Source organism: Streptomyces sp. NPDC002754 (assembly GCF_053592315.1).
The window spans coordinates 40,794-58,527 of the sequence record NZ_JBSFVM010000018.1; the positions used below are offsets into that span (position 1 = coordinate 40,794).

The following is a 17,734-nucleotide window of genomic DNA, read 5'->3' on the forward strand; positions in this document are numbered from 1 at the left end:
GGGTGTGGTTCTAGCGCTTCGCGTGCCGGCGGCGCGGCGGGGCGGGCGGGGCCTCGCCGGGTCCGCCGCCTACCCCGGTCTCGTCGGCCTGCGCGGCCGTCTTCTTCGACTTGCCGCGGGCCCGCAGGAACTCGATCGCGATCGGCACCACCGAGAGCAGGACGATCAGGATCAGGATCGCCTCGATGTTCTTGTGCACGAACTCGATGTTGCCGAGCCACGAGCCGAGCAGCGTCACACCCGCGCCCCACAGCACGCCGCCGATCACGTTGAACGTGAGGAACGAGCGGTACTTCATGCCCGAGACGCCCGCGATGATCGGCGTGAACGTACGGACGACGGGCACGAAGCGGGCCAGGACCAGGGACTTCGGGCCGTACTTCTCGAAGAACTCGTGCGCCTTGGTGACGTTCTCCTGCTTGAAGATCCGGGAGTCCGGGCGCCTGAAGAGGGACGGGCCGACCTTCCTGCCGAACATGTAGCCCGCCTGGTCGCCCAGGATCGCGGCGAGACAGATCAGCCCGACCGCCCCCCACAGCGGAAAGTCCAGCTGCTTCGACGTGATCAGCAGGCCCGTGGTGAAGAGCAGCGAGTCGCCCGGCAGGAAGAAGCCGATCAGCAGACCCGACTCGGCGAACACGATCAGCAGCAGACCCCAGATGCCGAACGTGTTCAGCAGATAGTCCGGGTCCAGCCAGCTTGGTCCTAGAGCAAGCGTCATCACGGGTCCGGACTCCTGAGGGGCTTCGGTGGCAAAGGCAGGGCAAGGCAATGGCGGTGCAAAGTTATCAACGCCGGTTGACCCTGCCAGGTTCCAGTGGCCCCCTCAGGATGCACTGTGCGGAAACTGTGGCAAACCTGTGGTTCAGCCGTTCCGTACGGAGTTGGCCTGGATCGCGGTGCTCAGGTGGTCGGCGACGCCCTCGCCCAGGGCGTCGTAGTACGCCTTGAAGCGCTCGTCGGCCACGTACATGGCGCCGAGGCAGGCGTGCATCTCGTGCGGGCAGTCGTAGAACCAGCGCGAGATCTGGTCGCGGTGCTCCTCGGCCAGATCCATGGCGCGCTCGCCGTCCGCCGGCTCGCCGGCCGTGACGAGGGCCACGTAGCGCGCGAGCCAGTCGTCGTTCTCGGCCTTCATGCGCAGCCAGTCCTCCTTGGAGTACGTCGCGGCCCGCCGCTGCGACTCGGCGTACGCCGCCGTGTTGCCCCAGCGCTGCTCGGTCTCCTCGTCGTACTCCACGGGGTCCTTGTCCCCGAAGACCTCGAAGCGCTCTTCCGGTGTGAGCTGGATGCCCATCTGCTGTGCCTCCATGGCGTGTTCGACGGCCTCTGCCATCTTCTGCAGCTTCTCGATGCGGACGGTCAGCAGTTCGTGCTGGCGCCGCAGGTGTTCGCGCGGGTCGGTCTCCGGGTCGTCCAGCAGGGCCTGGATCTCGTCGAGCGGGAAGCCGAGCTCCCGGTAGAAGAGGACCTGCTGGAGCCGGTCGAGGTCGGCCTCGCCGTACCGGCGGTGTCCGGCCGCGCTGCGCTCACTCGGGGCGAGCAGGCCGATCTCGTCGTAGTGGTGCAGGGTGCGCACCGTGGTCCCGGCGAAGCGGGCGACCTGACCCACGGAGTAGCTCATCCGCGGAACCTCCCTTCTCGTACGTGATTCGGCTACGTGATTCAGCTTGGGGCCTCACGTGACGTGAGGTGCAAGTCGATTCCTTCGGCCGATTCTCGGGGTGTTATGCCTTTTATGTCCCTCTAGAGTGGTTCCGTGGCTGGCCGTGACGCCTGATGCGCCTCGCGTCATGGCTCGGGTCACCGATCGCGTCAACTGCCCTTTTGCGTAAAGGAGTTGCCCCATGTCACCGCTGCACCAGAGCCCCGCCGACCGGTACGGCAAGCCCGACGAGCGTCCGCTCTCCGTCAACCCCTTCTACGGGGAGGCGAATCCGACGGCCGTCATGACGGACGCCCCTCCCAAGCACCGGCTGCCGCAGGGGCCGCTCGCGCCCATGACCGCGTATCAGTTGGTCCGTGACGAGTTGATGCTGGACGGGAACGCGCGGCTCAACCTCGCCACCTTCGTCACCACGTGGATGGAGCCGCAGGCAGGCGTCCTCATGGGCGAGTGCCGGGACAAGAACATGATCGACAAGGACGAGTACCCGCGGACGGCGGAGCTGGAGCGACGCTGCGTCGCCATGCTCGCCGATCTGTGGAACGCGCCCGATCCGTCCACCGCCGTGGGGTGCTCGACCACCGGGTCGAGCGAGGCGTGCATGCTCGCCGGGATGGCGCTCAAGCGGCGCTGGGCACTGCGGAACGCGGACCGCTACCCGTCGCGCGAGGCCCGCCCCAACCTCGTCATGGGCGTGAACGTGCAGGTCTGCTGGGAGAAGTTCTGCAATTTCTGGGAGGTGGAGGCGCGCCAGGTGCCGATGGAGGGCGAGCGGTTCCACCTCGACCCGGCCGCGGCCGCCGAGCTGTGCGACGAGAACACGATCGGTGTCGTCGGGATTCTGGGGTCCACCTTCGACGGTTCGTACGAGCCGATCGCCGACCTGTGCGCGGCCCTCGACGAGCTGCAGGCGCATACGGGTCTCGACATCCCCGTGCATGTGGACGGGGCGTCGGGAGCGATGGTGGCGCCGTTCCTCGACCCGGATCTGGCCTGGGACTTCCGGCTGCCGCGGGTGGCGTCGATCAACACGTCCGGGCACAAGTACGGGCTCGTCTACCCGGGCGTCGGGTGGGCACTGTGGCGCGACGCGGAGGCCCTGCCGGAGGAACTCGTCTTCCGGGTCAACTACTTGGGCGGGGACATGCCGACGTTCGCGCTGAACTTCTCGCGTCCCGGGGCGCAGGTGGTCGCCCAGTACTACACGTTCCTACGTCTCGGGCGGGAGGGCTACCGGGCCGTTCAGCAGGCGACACGGGAGGTGGCGCGCGGGCTCGCGGAGCGGATCGAGGCGCTCGGCGACTTCCAGCTCCTCACGCGGGGCGACGAGTTGCCGGTCTTCGCGTTCACCACAGCGCCCGACGTGAAGGCGTACGACGTGTTCGACGTGTCGCGGCGGCTGCGGGAGCGGGGGTGGCTGGTGCCGGCGTACACGTTCCCCGCGCACCGGGAGGATCTGGCGGTGCTGCGGGTGGTGTGCCGCAACGGGTTCTCGTCCGACCTGGCGGAGTTGCTGGTGGAGGACCTGGGCCGGCTCCTGCCGGAGCTGCGGCAACAGGCGCATCCGGTGACGCGGGACCGGGGGGCGGCCACGGGGTTCCATCACTGAACGTCGCGGGGCGCTGCCCCGGACCCCGCGGGCTCTCGTCCAAGAGCGGGGCTTATTTGGCGAGCACCCCCACGAACGGTTCGCCCTCGCCTGCGAAGGTGTAGGCGCCGGCCTCGATGCGGGCGATCAGGCCCCTGGTCCACTGCGCGCCGGTTTCGGCCGAGAAGACCCAGTGGTTCATGATCTCGCCGATGTGGCCGAGCTGTTCGGGGCCGTCCTCGGGTGTGTAGTACTCCGTGACGGACCGGCGCCACTCCTCCATGCTCCGCACCCGCTCCTCGAGCAGGCCCACCACCTCGCCGCGCGGCAGGTCGACCATGCAGCCGAGCGCCGCCGTGAGGATGTCGGGCCGCTGGTCGTACGAGGTGAGCGAGGAGCGGACCAGGGCGAGGTACTCCTGGCGCCCCTGATCCGTGAGCTCGTACTCGGTGCGCGGCGGGCCGCCTGCCGTGGAGGGCGCGATCTCGTGGGCGCGCAGCAGTCCCTGCTTCGCCATCTGCTTGAGCGCGTGGTAGATCGAGCCGGGCTTGGCGTTCGACCACTCGTGGGCGCCCCAGTACTCCAGGTCGTTGCGGACTTGGTAGCCGTGCGCGCGGCCGTGCTGCCGTACGGCCCCGAGAACCAGCAGGCGGATCGCTGACATGCGGTCCAGCCTAGACGTCGGGGCACATGCAGCCGTCGCCGGTCAAGTTTCCCCGCGTGCGGCGCGGGTGCGGTGAGCGGATCGAATTCCGGCCAATTTCCGGCGCCCGGGGCGCGCGGGCGATGGCTCGAAAGATCGGTGCCGGTGGATGGCGCTCGCATGCAATGCGGGTACTGGGGCAGGCGCTTTCCGAACTGTAACTGCGAGAACACCCCGCGTGCACGTGCATCTGCCCATGCAACGGCATATGAACGCAGCTATGATCCTGGACAGTTGGGGCAGTTGATCACTGCTGTTCCGGCTATCACTTCGGCCACAGAATCATTCACTGTTACAGCACTGACAGCACCACCGGGGAGCGAACCGTGCACCACGTGTACAACGGCATGGCGGCCACGGAGTTGCACGGAGTGGTCTGGCAGAAGAGCAGGCACAGCAACTCGCAGGGCTCCTGCGTGGAGTTCGCGAAGTTGCCCGGCGGAAGGGTCGCTGTACGCAACTCGAACTTTCCAGAGGGACCCGCGCTCGTCTATACGCCCGCGGAGATAGAGGCGATGCTCCTCGGCGTGAAGGACGGTGAATTCGACCACTTGACGGCCGATGCCTGACGCAGCGTCAAGAGCCTTTTCCATAGCGTGACTTCACTGCACGACTTCACTGCACGACTTCACAACCTGAAGAGCGCCCAGACGACCTTTCCGCTCAGCGCTCCGGCCAAGGGGTGCCAACCCCAGCTGTCGGCGAAGGAGTCGACGAGGAACAGGCCGCGCCCGGACTCCGCCGAGAAGTCGGCGTCGATGTCGATGTCGATGTCCACTTCCTGGGCCACCGGACTCTCGTGGCTGGGATCGCGGACCGCGCACACTACGCGCGAAGACCAATGCATCAAGTGGAGCCGCACGGGCGGGTCCTGGCCGTGCGGGGTGTCCGCCGGGAGGCCGTGTCGCAGGGCATTGGTGACAAGTTCGGAGACGACGAGACAGATGTCGTCGAAACGCTCCAGCGCTCCCCAGTCGGCCAGCGTCCTGCGGCTGAACTCCCTTGCGCTGCGCACCGCTTCGTAGCGTGCGGGAAGAGCGCAGGACGCGGTACTGGAGACGGCCGAGGGGTCGACCGGCGGCAAGCCCTGCCGTAACGACTCCAACGGCCCGAGCATGGTCGATCCATTCGTCCCCATGCGAGGTACTCCCCATTTTCGCAGTACGCAGCGAGCGGTGGTGGCGCCATCGTTCCGAATGCGTACAGCGGATGCAAGGGCAGATGCACGTGCACGCGCCCGACTTGAGCGAGCCCGTACCAGTTCTCGCGTATTTCTTCCTACGACTTCTTGCGCATGTAGTTCGCGATCTTTCCATTTCTGTAACCGAACGAGTACAGGCTGGAGCGTTTTGATGGCAGACTTCGGCCGTGGACCAAGGGGAGGATGAAGAGACGTGACCGCTGGGGAGGCATGGGGGTCGCCCCAGGCGCTGAACTCTGGTGGGGGCTCGGTGGTGCGACGCATCCTGCTGGGCTCACAGCTGAGGCGCCTGCGGGAATCGCACGGGATCACCCGCGAGGCCGCCGGCTACTCGATTCGCGCCTCCGAATCGAAGATCAGCCGCATGGAGTTGGGACGGGTGAGCTTCAAGCCGCGCGATGTCGCCGACCTGCTGACGCTGTACGGAGTGGATGACGAGACGGAGCGCTCCGCGCTGCTCTCGCTCGCCAAGGAGGCCAACGTCGCGGGCTGGTGGCACAGTTACAGCGACGTGCTGCCCGGCTGGTTCCCGACGTACCTCGGGCTCGAGGGCGCGGCGACCCAGATCCGTGGCTACGAGGCCCAGTTCGTGCACGGCCTGCTCCAGACCGAGGACTACGCGCACGCGGTCGTCGAGCAGGGCATGCGGGGGGCCGCGCGCGAGGACATCGAGCGGCGGGTCGCGCTGCGCATCGAGCGGCAGAAGCTGCTGGTCGACGAGCGGTCGCCCCAGGTGCACATCGTGCTCGACGAGGCCGCGGTGCGGCGCGTGCAGGGCGGACGCAAGGTGATGCGCGGGCAGCTGGAACACCTCATCGAACTGGCCTCGCTCCCCCAACTGACGTTGCAGATCATGCCGTTCGGCCATGGCTGGCACCCCGGCGAGTCCGGCACGTTCACCATTCTCACGTTCCCCGAATCCGACCTTTCGGATGTCGTCTTCCTCGAACAGCTCACCAGCGCCCTGTATTTGGACAAGCGCGAGGACGTGACGCAGTACGAGAAGGCGATGACGGAACTCTCGGCCCAGTGCCCCTCTCCCGAGAACAGTGTGCAACTGCTCCGTGACGCGTTGTCCGAATTGACTTGAGTCTGCTGTGAGTTGACGGATCTTCTGCTGTAACTGCCGTTACCCGCCCGTACGATGGCGTGCATCAGAGTGCCCGGCGCTGCAGCAAGGGATTACATGTCCTACTTCACGGAACTGGACCGGCAATACATCGACGGCTCGTGGCGTCCCGGACACGGGGCGTGGGACATTATCGACTTCAATCCCTATGACGGGGACAAGCTCGCCTCGATCACCGTCGCCTCCGTGGAAGAGGTCGACGAGGCGTATCGCGCGGCCGAGCGGGCTCAGAAGGACTGGGCGAGGACCAACGCGTATGCGCGCCGCGCCGTCTTCGAGCGCGCCCTGCGCCTCCTGGAGGAGCGCGAGGAGGAGATCACCGAGGCGATCATCGACGAGCTCGGTGGCACGCGGGTCAAGGCCGGCTTCGAGCTGCACCTCGCCAAGGAGTTCCTGCGCGAGTCGGCCCAGCTGGCGCTGCGCCCGCAGTGCAGCGTGATCCCCTCCCCCGTGGACGGCAAGGAGAACCGGCTCTACCGGGTGCCGGTCGGGGTGGTGGGCGTGATCTCGCCGTTCAACTTCCCGTTCCTGCTGTCCCTGAAGTCCGTCGCGCCCGCGCTCGCGCTCGGCAACGGCGTGGTCCTCAAGCCGCATCAGAACACCCCGGTCACCGGCGGTTCGCTGATCGCGAAGCTCTTCGAGGACGCGGGACTGCCGGCCGGTCTGCTCAACGTCGTGATCACCGACATCGCCGAGATCGGCGACGCGTTCCTGACCCACCCCGTGCCCAAGGTCATCTCCTTCACCGGCTCCGACCAGGTCGGCCGGCACGTCGGGACGGTCTGCGCCGCGCACTTCAAGCAGGTGATCCTCGAACTCGGCGGCAACAGCGCGCTGACCGTGCTCGACGACGCGGACATCGACTACGCGGTGGATGCCGCGGTCTTCAGCCGGTACGTCCATCAGGGCCAGGTCTGCATGGCGGCGAACCGGATCCTCGTGGACCGCAAGGTGGAGAAGGAGTTCACGGAGAAGTTCGTGGCGAAGGTCTCCACCCTCAAGTCGGGCGACCCGCGCGACCCGAAGACCGTCATCGGCCCTGTCATCAACTCCACGCAGGCGGAGGCGATTTCGAGCGTCGTCGCCACCGCGGTCGCGGAGGGCGCCACGGCGCTCGTACGCGGAGGTGTGGACGGGAACGTGGTCGAGCCGGTCGTCCTCACCGGGCTGCCCGCCGACTCCCCCGTCCTGCGGCAGGAGATCTTCGGCCCGGTCGCCCTGCTCATCCCGTTCGACGGGGACGAGGAGGCGGTGCGGATCGCGAACGACACCCCGTACGGGCTGAGCGGCGCCGTGCACACGGGCGACGTGGAGCGCGGGGTGGACTTCGCGCAGCGGATCGACACCGGCATGTTCCATGTGAACGACGGAACCGTGCACGACGAGCCGCTCGTCGCCTTCGGCGGGCAGAAGCAGTCCGGGATCGGGCGGCTCAACGGCGAGGCGACACTGGAGGCGTTCACCACGCAGAAGTGGATATCCGTGCAGCGGGGGCGCTCTCAGTTCCCGTTCTAGTTGGGGGAAGTTGTGCACATCAGGAACGTACGGGTCGCCGCGGGCGCTCTGGCCGTCGTGGCGGTGCTCGCCGTGGGCGGGTGCAGTGGCGGCGGGGACGACGACAGCGGCGGCAGCAGCGACGCGGCCAAGGATCAGAGCAAGGGCTCGGGCTCGGGCGAGAGCGATGGGGCGGGCAAGAGCACGCCTTCCAGCGGGAGTTCGTCCGCCGGCCCCGGTTCTTTGAAGGACACCGAGGGCGTCTGGAAGGCGTCCGCCGGTGGAAAGCCCGTCGTCCTGGTCGTCGGCGAGAACCAGGCCGCGCTGACCACCGCCGACGGGCATCTGTGCACCGGGACCCTGGCGGGCGCCGACAAGCCGACGCTCGCGCTCAGGTGCGCGGACGGGAACACCGACCGCACGAAGGGCGCGGTCGAGTCCAACGACGGCAGCACGATGCGGATCTCGTGGGACGCGGGTCAGAAGGACACGTTCAAGAAGTCCACGTCCAAGGGCGGCGAGCTGCCGACCTCCCTGCCCAGCGGCCTCCCGACGAACTGAGTCGCCGCCCGTCACCTCTGGTCGGTCGACTCCCGGGTCATCGGCGGTGCGTCGGTGTCGAGGGCGTAGGAGAGTTCCTCCAGCGTTTCGAGGAACAGCGCCGCCCCGCGACGCACCACCCGGTCCGGGACGCCCTCGCCGTCCCACGCGTCGAGGGCCTCGCGGACCGGCTTCCAGCGCGGGATCCGGCGCTCGCGGATGGCCTGCGCGCCGTCGCGGGTCGCGGCGCGCAGCGCGTCGGCGAGCGCGTCGGCGGCGGGCACCGGGGTCGCGCCGCGCTCCGGCAGGTGCGCCTCCATCAGCATCACGACGCGGCCGATGTGGTGCAGGGCGTGCGCGGCCTCGTCGGCGGCGGCGTTGGAGAGGCCGCGGTGGCGTACGGGTTCCGTCTTGGCGCGGGCCGCGGCCTGCTCCCAGGCGATGTGCGCGTCACGGGCCTTCAGCAGGGCCTCGCGCACGTCCGGGCAGCTCTTGCCCGCGGGGCTCGCGTAGTGGGCGACGACCGCGGCGGCGTACTCGCCGAGCGCGGCCAGCCAGTCGGCGAGCCGGGTGCGCAGGCGCGGGGTCTCCCAGGCCGGGTACAGGGCGTACGACAGCATCGCGAGTACGCCGCCGACGAGTGTCAGCACGACGCGTTCGGGGACCGTCTGGCTCCACTCCTCGCCGCCCATGCCGAGCAGGAACACCACGTACATGGCGATGCAGCACTGGGAGGCGAGCTGTCCCGTGCGCATCAGCAGGTACATCAGCCCCGCGAACACCACGGCGAGTGCGGCGGAGAGATATGTGCCGGGGTGCGCGGCCTGGAGGATCCCGGTCGCCAGGGTGACGCCGACGAGCGTGCCGCAGAAGCGGGCCACCGCCCGTGAGTACGTCTGCGAGAAGTCGGGGCGCATGACCATCACGGCCGACATCGGCGCCCAGTAGCCGTGTCCGAACGGGAGTACGTCGCCGATGAGATACCCGGCGACGGCGACCGCGGCCACGCGATTCGCATGCCGCAGCACCGGGGACCCTGGCCGGGCCTCGCGGCGGATGGCGCGGACGGCGACGGGCAGCAACTGAAAGATACTGGGCCGCCGCAAGGGCTGAGCGGGTACCGGGGCGGGGGCCGGGGCGGGTACCGGGGCGGGTACCGGGGCGGGCGGCACCGGTACCGGCGGCTCCGGGGCGGGGGCCACATCATCGGCGCGCGGCACCGGGGGCCGCCTTGCCCACCCTGCCGCCCCAGGCGGCAGATTGCCCAAGGCGGGGGCGGCGGCATCGCCCCCTTCGACGTCGGCGGGGTCGGGCAAATCAAGCCCCTGCGGCGATTGAGCAGCGGGACCCGGGGCGGAGCCCCGGCTTTCCAGCCCCGCCGGCGATTGAGGCGCGGGGCCCGGGGCGGAGCCCCGTGGCGTGGGGGCGGCGCCGCCTGCCGTTTCCACCACGTCGCGGAGGAGAGAGCCCAGACGGGTGGCCGCCCGTTGCGGAGGCCCGGACAGAATCACCCCGGTATCCGGGGACCGGAACGCTGCCACCGCCCCCGGCGGAATCCTCACCGGCGCCCCCCGCCGAATCGCCCTCGCCGCAGCATCAAGAATCTCCCCCGCCGCGGCCAGCAACTCCCGCACACGATCCCGCTCCACCCCCTCCTCCGGCACCCCCACCGCCGGATCCGCGAGCGACGCCAGCACCGGCCGGATGCGCTCCGCGAGCCCCCGCGTACCGTGCAATTGCGCGGGCCGCGTCCGCGCCTGCCTCGGCGTGAGCGCCGCCGCGTTCCGCGCCAGCATCAGCGGCTCCGGATCGAACGCGGCGACCGGATCGTGCCGCAGCCGCCGCGCGTAATCCGCCTCCGCCGCGAGCGCGTCCGCGAGGGCGTCGCGGTGCGCTCCCCATCTGCGTACGGGGAAGAGGATCACCAGCGAGGCCTGAACCAGGCCGCCGAAGGCCATCATCGCCGCGTGCCCCGCGGCCTCCGCGAGCGTCGTCGGCAGGGTGATGGTCACGAGCATCATCGCGACGTTCGACGAGGCCATGATGCCGATGGTCGGCCCCGCCGCCCAGGCGAGTCCGGCGAGATACGTCCACAGCGCGAGCAGCGGCAGGAAGAAGACGAGGTGGGAGCCGGTGAGGTAGCCGACGAACGTCGAGATGCCGAGGCTCGCGCCGGAGGCGAGCGCGAGTTCGGGACGTGGCCGCCAGCTGCGCTGGAACGTGGCGATCGCCGCCTGGAACGCGCCGAAGGCGGAACCCGCCGCCACCGCGGGACCGAACAGCGACAGGCTCACCGCGAGCACGATCGCGAGCCCCACGGCGCCGCGCAGGGCGATCAGCGGTTCGAGGCGCTTGCGCTCCACGGTCAGGCCCGAGCGCGTGGTCACCTGCAACGCCCGGAACCAGCTCATTCCGCCAGAATACGGGCATCAGCCACTTCGGACGCCAGGGCCCTACTTCCCTTCGCGGAGCACCAGATCCAGGAGCCCGGGAAACCGGGCGTCGAACTCGGCGCGGCGCAACCGGTTGAGGCGCCTGGGCCCGGCGTCCCGCTGCTCCAGCAGGCCCGCCTCGCGGAGTACGGAGAAGTGCCGGCTCAGCGTCGCCTTGGTGACCGGCACGTCGAAGGTGCCGCAGGTGCGCTCCCAGTCGACGGCCCCGGCCAGCTCGCGGACGAGCGTGCGGCGCACCGGGTCGGCGAGCGCGACGAGCGCCGCCTCCAGGGAGACATCCGCCGGTGCGACATGCACCGGCGCCGCCCGGTGCCCACTCGCCGTACCTTCCGCCGCGGCCATGCCGTCCTCCCTGAAGACTCTTCCAAGACTCTTTGAACACCCTTGCCGAGTGTTCGATGCCGTACGTACACTCCGAATGTTCGTAGATCATCAAACACTCTAGTGCCCCGTCAATGCCCCGCCGCCCAGTGGAGGAGCCCGTCATGCCCCTGCCCCCGCCCGCGTCCCAGCAGTCTCCCGTCCGTGTGGGCATCGTCGGCCTCTCCGCCAAGCGCGGCTGGGCCGCCAGGGCCCATCTGCCCGCGCTGCGCCGGCTGAACGGCTTCGAGGTGCGCGCGCTCTCCGCGAGCAGCGCCGACTCCGCGCGGGCCGCCGCCGAGAAGTACGGCATCGCCCACTCCTTCGGTACGGCCGCGGAGCTCGCCGCGTCCGACGAGGTCGACCTCGTCGTGGTCACCGTCAAGGTTCCCGACCACCGGGAGATCATCGAGTCCGCCCTCGCCGCGGGGAAGGCGGTGTTCTCCGAGTGGCCGCTGGGCGTCGGAGTCGCGGAGGCCGAGAAGCTGGCCGCACTCGCCGCCGAGCGCGACCTTCGCACCTTCACCGGGCTCCAGGCACGGTCCGCCCCGCTCGTGCGGCACCTGCGCGACCTGATCGCGGACGGCTACGTAGGCGAGGTGCTGTCCACCAGCATGGTGGCGTCCGCGCGCGGCTGGGGAGCGGAGGTGCCGGAGGGCTCCGCGTATCTCCTGGACCGGTCCACCGGGGCGAACATGCTGACCATCCCGTTCGGCCACACGCTGGACGGGCTGACCTCGGTACTCGGCGACTTCGACAGCGCGACTCAGGTCAGCGCCGTCACCGCCATCCGGCGCAGCGAACTCACGGACTCCCACGGCACCGTCCACCGGCCCGACGTCCCCGACCAGGTGGTGCTCGGCGGGGTGCTCGCCTCCGGCGCGGTGGCGTCCGTGCACTTCCGGGGCGGCACGTCGCGGGGCACGAACTTCCACTGGGAGATCAACGGAACCGAGGGCGACCTGGTCGTGACCGGCGACACCGGGCATCTGCAAATGGGCGAGTACACGATCGCGGGAGCGCGCGGTTCGGACGCCGAGCTCGCTCAACTCGCCGTCCCCGAACGCTACTTCGATCCCGAGCTCGCGGAGCTGCGCGGCACCGACGCGTACAACGTCGGCGCCGCCTACACCCAGCTCCGCCGCGACCTGGCCGACGGCACGTCCGTCGTCCCCGACTTCGCGCACGCCGTCCGCCACCACCGGCTGCTCGACCGCATCGAACGCGCGGCACGCTGAGGCTGCCGCCTGGAGTCCGGCCCTAGGGAAGGCGCGGCTGCCCGTCCAGGCGGGCCCGCTGCGCCGCCTCGGTGCCCTCGGCCCAGCCCGCCCCGTCGGTGACGCCCCTCACCCGCGTCGTCACGGTCTCGGGGAACATCTCCTCGGCCCGCCCCGCGACCGCAACGTCCCGCGCGGCGAGCACCGGCAGGACCTCGTCCGCCTCATCCACCTCACCCGTCACCCGCTCGGCGACGGCGGCGAGCCGGTCCCCGATCCGGTGCGCGTACGCGGCGAGGAACGACTGCCGGAAGGTCTTCGTACGCTTCCTGCCGCCCGCCCGCTGCTCGGCCTCGGCGCGCGTCATCGCGGCGGTGGCCTGCACGAGCAGCGACGTATGAAGCACCTCCACAGCCTCCAGATCCGCCTCGAATCCGACCACCGTCGAGAACCCGAACGCCGAGTTCCACACCGCGCGACAGCGATTGGCGCCCGCCACCGCGTCGAGGAGAACCGCCTTCGCCGTCTCGTAGGGGGCGTCGACGCCGATCCGGCAGGCGGCGGGCGCGTCCTTCGTGTGCGTACGGGAGGCGAGCAGCGCCTCGTCGACCGAGTGCCGGGCCATCAGCTCCTGCGCCTTCGCCGACAGCGCCTCCGCCTCCGGCGGGTACCCGGTCCGCTCCGCCTTGGCGAGCAGCGCGCGGATCCTCGCCAGGGCGCGCGGCTCACCCGCCACCGGCACGGTGATCGACTCACCGGGTACCGGGCCGACCGGCTCGATCGCGGGCAGTCGCGCCAGCAGCCGGTACAGCTCCAGGGCGGTGGTGGCGCCCGAGAACCGGTCCACGCGCGCGTACTCCTCCACCGACAGCTCGGCAAGGTCGGCGAGCTGGGCGGCCCAGCGCGGCGGCAGGTTCTCGTACCGCTCGGTCTCGGTGCGGATCAGACGGGCCGCGAGCCGTTCGTGGGCGGCATCAAGGCCCTCCTCCCGTACGACCATCCGCAGCACGTCGGCCGGCTGCCAGCCGCGCTCCCAGGCCCGCCGCATGAACTCCCGCCCCCGCAGGGCGAGTTCGGTGTCCGCGGACGGGTCGGCGGCGAGCAGCGAAGCACCGGTGTCGAGGTCGCCGCCGTCGTGGAGGGCGGCGGCGAAGGCCCGCTCGACCGTGCTGTCACTGCTCGTACCACTCATACGGCCATGATCTCAGCCGTGGCGGGAGGCGGGAGAGAGCTAACGGCTCAGCGACTCGACGATCAGCTCGGCGGCCCGCTTCACCAGCGGGCTGTCGCCCTCGGCGTCCTCGTCCGGCTTGGTCGACAGGACCGAGAGGATCACCGGCGCCCCGTCCGGCGTCCAGGCGATGCCGACGTCGTTGGCGGTGCCGTACGAGCCCGTGCCGGTCTTGTCGCCGAGCACCCAGTCGGCGGGCAGGGCCGCGCGGAACCGTTCACCACTGGTGGTGTTGGCGAGCAGCCAGCGGGTCAGCCGGTCGCGGTCGGCGGGGGCGAGGGCGTCGCCGAGGACCAGCCGCGCGTACGTCGTGCCGATCGCGCGGGGCGTGCTGGTGTCGGTGACGCGGCCCGGTTCGGCCGAGTTCAGCTCGGGCTCCCAGCGGTCGAGGCGGGTCGTGCGGTCACCGGTCGAGCGGGCGAAGCGGGTGACGGCGGTTGGGCCACCGAGGTACTTCATAAGGAGGTTGGCCGCCGTGTTGTCGCTGTACGAGATCGCGGCGCCGCACAGCTCCGAGACGGTCATGCCGTGCGCGAGGTTCTCCGGCTTCCCGGTGACGGGGGCGCCGCCCGCGCGGTCGATGTCTGCCTGCGTGTAGTGGACGCGACGAGCCAGGAACTCGCCGTCCTTGTCGAGGTCGCGCAGCACGGCGGCGACGGCGAGCGTCTTGAACGTGGAGCACATCGGGAAGCGTTGGTCGGCGCGGTGCCGGATGGTGCGCCCGGTACCGATGTCGTGCGCGAACACGCCGAGTCGGGCGCCGTGCCGGCGCTCAAGTGCGGTGAAGCGGCCATCGGCCGACTCGGCGTGCGCACCACCGGTCGCCGCTCGGGCGGTGGCGGTACCGGCGAACGCGGTGGCGCCGATGGCGGTCGCTGTGGTGAGGATGGCGCGGCGGGTGGTGGACACGGTGTGGGGTGGCCCTTTCTTCGCGACGACGATCTTTCGACCGGTACGAGCACGGATACGCGTACGAGTCCGAATACGAGGACAGTCCTGCCCACCCGATCGGTTGCGACCCACCGGGACAGCAGGGGCCACCGGGATACCAGGGGCCACCGACATCCCAGAGGTCACCGAGGTGCCAGAGGCCTCCGCGACATGCGAGGCTCGGGGGCATGAGAGTGGCACTGGCGCAGACCGACTGCGAACTCGGCGAAGTGGACGCCAACCTGGAGACGGCCCGCGAACAGATCGCGCAGGCCGGCGACCAAGGCGCGGACCTGGTCGTCTTCCCCGAACTGAGCCTGCACGGCTACCACCTGGGCGGCCTGAAGTCGGACACGTCGATCGCCACGAACGATCCGCGACTGCTCGGCCTCACGTCCCCGGACGGCCCGGACGTCATGGTGGGCCTGCACGAACACACCAGCCTGCGCGCGTACAACACCTCCGCCTACTACGCGGGCGGCGCCCTGCTGCACGCCCACCGCAAGCTGTACCTCCCGAACTACCTGGCCTGGGAGGAGCGCAAGCACGTCAGCCCCGGCCAGCACTCCCGCGCGTACGACCTGCCCGGCGACCACGGCAGAGCGGCGACGCTGGTCTGCAACGACGCGTGGCAGCCGGTGCTTCCGTGGCTGGCGGTGCAGGACGGCGCGGAGATCCTGTTCGTCCCCGCGAACAGCGCGGCGACGCTCGACCCGGAGGCCATGGACACCACCCTCTACTGGGACACCCTCCTCTCCTACACGGCCAAGATGCTCCAGTGCTGGGTCGTCTTCGTGAACCGCGTCGGCAACGAGAACGGGGCGTCCTTCTGGGGCGGCTCCCGCGTCGTCGACCCGCGCGGCACGGTGGTGGCGCAGGCGCCACAGTGGGAACCGGGCCTCGTAACGGTCGACATCGACGTCCACGAGGCCCGCCGCCAACGCAGAGCGGTCCCTCTGGTGGCGGAAGCCCGCCTGGGCTTGATCGACCGCGAGGTCCGCCGCCTGATCGACGAGGGCGGCGACAGCTAGTCAACGACCGGGCCAATCAAGCCCTGCGGGGGTTGAGCAGCATCTTTCAATCCCCCGCGACGATCGAGCAGCCCTTTTTTCCCGCAGGGGCTTGAGCCAACCAAGCAGGCCTTTCAAGCCCCCGCGGGGGTCGAGCCAATCAAGCCCCTGCGGCGTTTGAGCAGGCTTTTCAAGCCCTTGCGGCGATTGAGCAGCGGGGTCCGGGGCAGAGCCCCGAGGCCGCAACGCCGTCGCAGCACACACGTTGTCAGTGCCTGATGTGACACTCGGCTACGTGACCGAACGATGGGCCCTCGCCCCCACCGAGCACGGCGGAACGCACCTCGTTCCGCTACGCCCGGACGGCCTCCCCGCCGGACCGATCACCCACGAACCGAACCTCGCGGCAGCACTCCGCTCCCACCCGGAGGTCACCCGCTGGGTCTGGCGCGACACCCACGCCGTATACCCCCACCTGCTCGCCGCCGGCATCCGTATCGACCGCTGCTACGACATCGAGGCCGCCGAAAACCTCCTCCTCGCCCACGAGGGCCGGCACGGCGACCCCCACTCCGCCGCGGCGGCCCTCGCCAGACTCAAGGGCGCCCCGGTCCCACCCGACCCGCCACCCCGCGTCGCCGCCCCCGGCTCCCAGTCGTCCCTCTTCGAACCCCGCCCACCCGTGGACGTACCGCTCACGGACCTCATCGACGTGTACGCGGATCAGCAGCGCCGCCACGAGGCCACCGGGCAGCCCGGTCGCATGCGCCTGCTCACCGCCTCCGAGTCGGCAGGCATGCTGGTGGCCGCCGAAATGCACGCGGCGGGCCTGCCGTGGCGGGCGGACGTGCACCGCGCGGTCCTCGCCGAACTCCTCGGCGAGCGCTACGGAGGCGGCGGCGAGCCGCGCCGCCTGGCCGAGCTGGCGGACGAGGTGTCGGAGGCGTTCGGCAGACCGGTGCGCCCCGACCTCCCCGCCGACGTCATCAAGGCCTTCGCCCACGCCGGCATCAAGCTCACCTCCACGCGCCGCTGGGAGATCGAGACCATCGACCACCCCGCCGTAGCACCGCTCATCGAGTACAAGAAGCTCTACCGGATTTACACGGCGCACGGCTGGTCCTGGCTGCAGGACTGGGTCAGGGACGGCCGTTTCAGACCCGAGTACCTGCCGGGCGGCACGGTCTCGGGCCGGTGGACGACGAACGGCGGCGGCGCCCTGCAGATCCCCAAGGTCATCCGCCGCGCGGTGGTCGCCGACCCGGGCTGGCGACTCGTCGTGGCGGACGCCGACCAAATGGAGCCCAGGGTCCTCGCCGCGATCTCCCGCGACCCCGCGTTCATGGACGTCTCGGGCCAGGCCGCCGACCTCTACCAGGCGGTCTCCGACCGGGCGTTCGCCGGTGACCGCACCCAGGCCAAGCTCGCGGTCCTCGGCGCCATATACGGCCAGACCTCGGGCGACGGCCTGAAGAACCTGGCCCTGCTGCGACGCCGCTTCCCGAAGGCGGTCGCGTACGTCGACGAGGCGGCACGCGCGGGCGAAGAGGGCCGCCTCGTCCGCACCTGGCTCGGCCGCACCTGCCCACCCGCCGCCGGCTCCGCCGAGCCCGACGAAGCCGGCATCCCCCAGGACGATCCCGGCCAGCCCACGGACACCACCGGCCCGACGCCCGGATACGGGTACTCCTCATCGAACTCCCGCGCCCGCGGCCGCTTCACCCGCAACTTCGTCGTACAGGGCAGCGCCGCCGACTGGACCCTCCTCGTCCTCGCCGCACTGCGCCGCGAACTCACGTACATGGCAGCCGAGTTGGTCTTCTTCCAACACGACGAGGTGATCGTGCACTGCCCGGCCGAGGAGACAGACCGCGTGACCGAGGCGATCCACGAAGCAGCCGACCTGGCAGCCCGCCTCACCTTCGGCGAAACCCCGGTCCGCTTCCCGTTCACGGTGGCGGTGGTGGAGTGCTACGCGGACGCCAAGTGACGCACACCGGCATGAGTTCGCCGACACCTTGCCGCGCGGCCTGCTCGACCCGCCAGTAGAAGGCGATACCGGCCTTGGCGTACTGGTCCGTCTTCACGATCCGTCCGCGCGGCCCTTCCGTGGCAAGGGGAGTTCCTGCCACTTCGATCACCGGCCGGGCGCCATGACGGTTGGTGGAGCGTCGGGCCGGCACGTGGCATCCACGGAGCCGGAAGCCCGAAG

At 70.2% G+C, this 17,734-nt stretch carries 16 protein-coding genes and 1 pseudogene; 8 read left to right on the forward strand and 9 right to left on the reverse strand.

The features are described from left to right. Positions 1–10 precede the first annotated feature (10 nt). On the reverse strand, positions 11–724 hold the full coding sequence (locus ACWD2L_RS28245; protein ID WP_351334334.1) for a DedA family protein: 714 nt from the start codon (positions 722–724) through the stop codon (positions 11–13). Between the two features lie 141 nt (positions 725–865). Beyond that, positions 866–1,624 (reverse strand): MerR family transcriptional regulator, encoded by a 759-nt coding sequence (locus ACWD2L_RS28250; protein WP_351334336.1) that lies wholly within the window; start codon positions 1,622–1,624, stop codon positions 866–868. A gap of 223 nt (positions 1,625–1,847) precedes the next feature. Here ACWD2L_RS28250 and ACWD2L_RS28255 point away from each other — a divergent pair, with 223 nt between their 5' ends. Further along, positions 1,848–3,275, forward strand: a complete 1,428-nt coding sequence (locus ACWD2L_RS28255) for a glutamate decarboxylase (protein WP_351334338.1) — start codon at positions 1,848–1,850, stop codon at positions 3,273–3,275. 52 nt (positions 3,276–3,327) lie between these two features. Here the strand turns inward: ACWD2L_RS28255 and ACWD2L_RS28260 are convergent, their stop codons facing one another. Beyond that, a complete protein-coding gene (locus ACWD2L_RS28260) occupies positions 3,328–3,918 on the reverse strand; it encodes a PadR family transcriptional regulator (RefSeq protein ID WP_351334341.1) in 591 nt (196 codons plus the stop codon). Positions 3,919–4,283: 365 nt separating this feature from the next. On the opposite strand from ACWD2L_RS28260, the gene ACWD2L_RS28265 reads away from it, so the two are divergent. Next, positions 4,284–4,526: a DUF397 domain-containing protein gene (locus ACWD2L_RS28265; protein WP_351334344.1), complete on the forward strand. Its 243-nt coding sequence runs from the start codon at positions 4,284–4,286 to the stop codon at positions 4,524–4,526. A 59-nt stretch (positions 4,527–4,585) separates the two neighbouring features. On the opposite strand, the gene ACWD2L_RS28270 is transcribed toward ACWD2L_RS28265, so the two are convergent. Further along, positions 4,586–5,095, reverse strand: a complete 510-nt coding sequence (locus ACWD2L_RS28270) for an ATP-binding protein (RefSeq protein WP_351334346.1) — start codon at positions 5,093–5,095, stop codon at positions 4,586–4,588. A 256-nt stretch (positions 5,096–5,351) separates the two neighbouring features. Between ACWD2L_RS28270 and ACWD2L_RS28275 the strand changes: the two genes are divergently transcribed. The 3 genes from ACWD2L_RS28275 to ACWD2L_RS28285 all read left to right on the forward strand — a co-directional run bounded on the left by ACWD2L_RS28275 (position 5,352) and on the right by ACWD2L_RS28285 (position 8,342). Then, entirely contained in the window at positions 5,352–6,248 is an 897-nt protein-coding gene (locus ACWD2L_RS28275; RefSeq protein WP_451192135.1) for a helix-turn-helix domain-containing protein, read from the forward strand. A gap of 96 nt (positions 6,249–6,344) precedes the next feature. After that, positions 6,345–7,802 carry an aldehyde dehydrogenase family protein gene (locus ACWD2L_RS28280; protein WP_351334349.1) on the forward strand — a complete coding sequence of 486 codons (1,458 nt, stop codon included), beginning with the start codon at positions 6,345–6,347 and terminating at the stop codon, positions 7,800–7,802. A gap of 12 nt (positions 7,803–7,814) precedes the next feature. Then, entirely contained in the window at positions 7,815–8,342 is a 528-nt protein-coding gene (locus ACWD2L_RS28285; protein WP_351334352.1) for a hypothetical protein, read from the forward strand. A gap of 11 nt (positions 8,343–8,353) precedes the next feature. On the opposite strand, the gene ACWD2L_RS28290 is transcribed toward ACWD2L_RS28285, so the two are convergent. Both ACWD2L_RS28290 and ACWD2L_RS28295 read right to left on the reverse strand, forming a co-directional pair. Then, positions 8,354–10,732: an FUSC family protein gene (locus tag ACWD2L_RS28290; RefSeq protein WP_351334354.1), complete on the reverse strand. Its 2,379-nt coding sequence runs from the start codon at positions 10,730–10,732 to the stop codon at positions 8,354–8,356. Between the two features lie 42 nt (positions 10,733–10,774). After that, positions 10,775–11,116: an ArsR/SmtB family transcription factor gene (locus ACWD2L_RS28295; protein ID WP_351334357.1), complete on the reverse strand. Its 342-nt coding sequence runs from the start codon at positions 11,114–11,116 to the stop codon at positions 10,775–10,777. Positions 11,117–11,259: 143 nt separating this feature from the next. Here ACWD2L_RS28295 and ACWD2L_RS28300 point away from each other — a divergent pair, with 143 nt between their 5' ends. Further along, positions 11,260–12,372, forward strand: a complete 1,113-nt coding sequence (locus tag ACWD2L_RS28300; protein WP_351334360.1) for a Gfo/Idh/MocA family protein — start codon at positions 11,260–11,262, stop codon at positions 12,370–12,372. A gap of 22 nt (positions 12,373–12,394) precedes the next feature. On the opposite strand, the gene ACWD2L_RS28305 is transcribed toward ACWD2L_RS28300, so the two are convergent. Then, positions 12,395–13,543, reverse strand: coding sequence for a DUF2786 domain-containing protein (locus tag ACWD2L_RS28305; RefSeq protein ID WP_351334362.1), 1,149 nt, complete (start codon positions 13,541–13,543; stop codon positions 12,395–12,397). Positions 13,544–13,582: 39 nt separating this feature from the next. Next, positions 13,583–14,491, reverse strand: coding sequence for a class A beta-lactamase (gene bla, locus ACWD2L_RS28310; RefSeq protein WP_351334365.1), 909 nt, complete (start codon positions 14,489–14,491; stop codon positions 13,583–13,585). A 209-nt stretch (positions 14,492–14,700) separates the two neighbouring features. On the opposite strand from bla, the gene ACWD2L_RS28315 reads away from it, so the two are divergent. Both ACWD2L_RS28315 and ACWD2L_RS28320 read left to right on the forward strand, forming a co-directional pair. Further along, positions 14,701–15,543, forward strand: coding sequence for a nitrilase-related carbon-nitrogen hydrolase (locus ACWD2L_RS28315; RefSeq protein ID WP_351334368.1), 843 nt, complete (start codon positions 14,701–14,703; stop codon positions 15,541–15,543). 274 nt (positions 15,544–15,817) lie between these two features. After that, entirely contained in the window at positions 15,818–17,512 is a 1,695-nt protein-coding gene (locus tag ACWD2L_RS28320; protein WP_351334370.1) for a bifunctional 3'-5' exonuclease/DNA polymerase, read from the forward strand. A gap of 34 nt (positions 17,513–17,546) precedes the next feature. On the opposite strand, the pseudogene ACWD2L_RS28325 reads toward ACWD2L_RS28320, so the two are convergent. Then, positions 17,547–17,615 (reverse strand): annotated as a pseudogene (locus ACWD2L_RS28325) (Uma2 family endonuclease); the annotation flags it as partial. Positions 17,616–17,734 lie beyond the last annotated feature (119 nt).